At 56.7% G+C, this 2,616-nt stretch carries 1 protein-coding gene and 1 pseudogene; one reads left to right on the top strand and one right to left on the bottom strand.

Annotated elements, in window-relative coordinates; translation table 11 throughout:
- Nucleotides 1–449: 449 nt before the first annotated feature.
- Nucleotides 450–911, bottom strand: a complete 462-nt coding sequence (locus GVY64_RS36800) for a hypothetical protein (RefSeq protein ID WP_159851289.1) — start codon at nt 909–911, stop codon at nt 450–452.
- Between the two features lie 1,550 nt (nt 912–2,461).
- Between GVY64_RS36800 and GVY64_RS36805 the strand changes: the two are divergent.
- Nucleotides 2,462–2,616: pseudogene (locus GVY64_RS36805) on the top strand (amino acid permease); the annotation flags it as partial.

The raw sequence follows: 2,616 nt of genomic DNA on the forward strand, positions 1-2,616 counted from the left end.
TATCGAGATCCATGGCGGCGGAATGGACCGTCAAAGTCAGGCTCCGCGCATCGTGCTCCTGCACGGAGACGATCGAAGACTCCGCAGGCGCCGCTTCCGCCTGCACCGAAACCATGGCCGATGCGACAGCGTCTAAAGTAGCCCACAGCCCGAAGGCGCGAGCAATCCACATAAGATATTTTCACGCGCGTCGTCCATAATTGATGAGTTCGCAGCGGATTCAAACTGAAACGACTGCATGGCCACAACAGGCGCAGAAGTCGTTGTAAAGACGATATTACCGCGCCGATCCGGCGAAGTGACACTCGACGGCGTGCGCGCATGTGGCGGTAGCCACGGCTCCAAATTAATTGCCTATAGCACCATCCTAGCCATGGCCTAGCGGAGGGTTCAGGCAGCCACTCGATTCTTCACAACGAGACAGCGGATCACGCACTGTTCGGTTTAGTCTACGCAGAGATTTCTCCACTCCACTCGGAAAAAGCATGCCCCTTCGATTGACAAGCGAAACTGCCCCGAAATCCGACCTCGCAATGCGCGCCGCCGTAGTTCACAAAAGGACCCCACGGACCTGTTCCAGTCGCGACGTCGGAGAAGTTCGGATTTCCTCCCGGCAGGGAATGCGAATCACCCGCAGTGAACTCTGGATGCGCAGGCAGCCACGGCTGGTCGATGACGACTGCACGAACTGGAAACGGCAATGTCACGTATGTTTCGCCGACACGATAAGTCATGCGCACGCCTTGCCGGTAATCACAACCAACTGTGCCGTCGGAGGCAATCGAGCACTGGGCGTTGCCGAGCGAGAAATAGAGCGTTCCGTCTTCGGCATGTGCGACTACCGTGATAACTGCAGGCATCACCGCAGCGGCGGCCACTACACTGACTAGCCGAACTCCGAGCGCTTTCACACCCAATCCCTTTCCTTCGTGCATTTATTTCGACGTTGGCATTCAATTCAAACGGCCAACTCACTAGCCGCGACGTTCAGTCCGCCCATCACAGAAAACACGAAGCTGTTGGGCCCGACCGATCGCATACAAGATAAGTGCAGTAATAGTGCACTACTACATCGTGGATGTCAACCTCTTCATTCGTCCAGCCGCTCCCACGTCGACGCATGCCGAGAACCTGACACCTGAACTTACCGGTGCCCCATAGCTACCGGGCCGCTCGACCGCTTCGGCATACATGCCGCGCAAATGGTGTCGCGCATTCGCGCCGACGAGTCGATCCGACTGGCGATCAAGCCGGCACATGTCCGCTCGCGAGCACTTCTCCGCAGCTGCAGTGCCGCCCAATCATCAGGGCCGATGCAGCGGAGGTCCCTCGCAACTCATTGCGGTCACACATCACAGCCAGCTCTACACTGCATCTGCACTACAACACTACTTGTGCATTATTGCGGTTGTGTGCAATGCTGTCCGCTGCGGCGCGCCGTGGCGGCGCACCCCTTCAAGAGTGACTATCAGCCATCCAAGGGAACAGGAATGACTAAGCGAATAGTCGCAGAATCGAGGCGTAGAGCACGCCCAAGATCGAAGGCCAGGGGCGAGGAGCTCATCACGACGCCCTGCTCCTTGGATAAGAAGATGGTTCTACCAGGGCACACGATAGATGCGGACGGAAAGCCCGGATTGTCAATTTCGACCCCCCTGATTTTTACGAATGGGCACCGGGTGACTTTTCATTATCCACACTGCACGGGCGCGTCGGCGAGTTCGACGGCGGAGGTATATAAATAAATTGGATGCAGCGAGTCCAACGGTGATTACACATCACACTTCTTCGACGGCGGTAGGGAACACTAGGGAACACTAGCGTTAGTAGCCCGATAAGGCGAGGCGACAAATGGATCAATCAAGGCGAAACCACTCGTTCTACGGTCAATCTAAATTCTACGAACCATCATTACTAAGTCATACTTGTGAAAATTGCATGACGCTCCGGTGCGCCCAGCGATCTGTCGGGCACTGCGGAGTCACCCCGGACAAATCTTTCCTGCGTATGCCAGCGCAGCCCGTCTCAGTCGTTGAACCGACTTGATCACCCGCAGTTCGACCGGAAGCTGCCAATCATTTTTCTGACACGGCATCCAATACTTCGTAAAAGTCCCAGCCAAATATTCATTTTCCGATATTTCGATGTGCACATTGGCCAAACAGTGCAACCCAGGAAAATAGTAGGCTACGTCGCCAGCAGCCGCAGTACGGGATCAGGGGTGGGCATTCTGGGCAGGTGTCCACACGGGCGGGACGACCTCACCAGTATGACGTTCTTCAGCAGTTCCAGATAGCACTTAACATACCCTGCTCCCATCTCCTGCAACAAAACAATCCTGCACGCCGATCGGCATCTGCTTCTACGCAGAAGATTCCCACATCAAACGACCGTTGCATCATCGCTCGATGAGCCGCGATGTGACCGCACGTTGAGCCCCGTTACCTGAAAGGCCATCGCCATGACCACAGTTCGACCACCAGCGGATTCGCCCGCGCAGGCTGCCGCGCTCGAAGACGAGGACTCGGGCTACCACAAGTCGCTGCGCCCGCGTCAGCTGCAGATGATCGCGATCGGTGGGGCGATCGGCACCGGCCTGTTCCTCGGCGCGGGTGG

Origin of the sequence: Nocardia sp. CY41 (assembly GCF_009829325.1) — a bacterium.
Taxonomy (GTDB): domain Bacteria; phylum Actinomycetota; class Actinomycetes; order Mycobacteriales; family Mycobacteriaceae; genus Nocardia.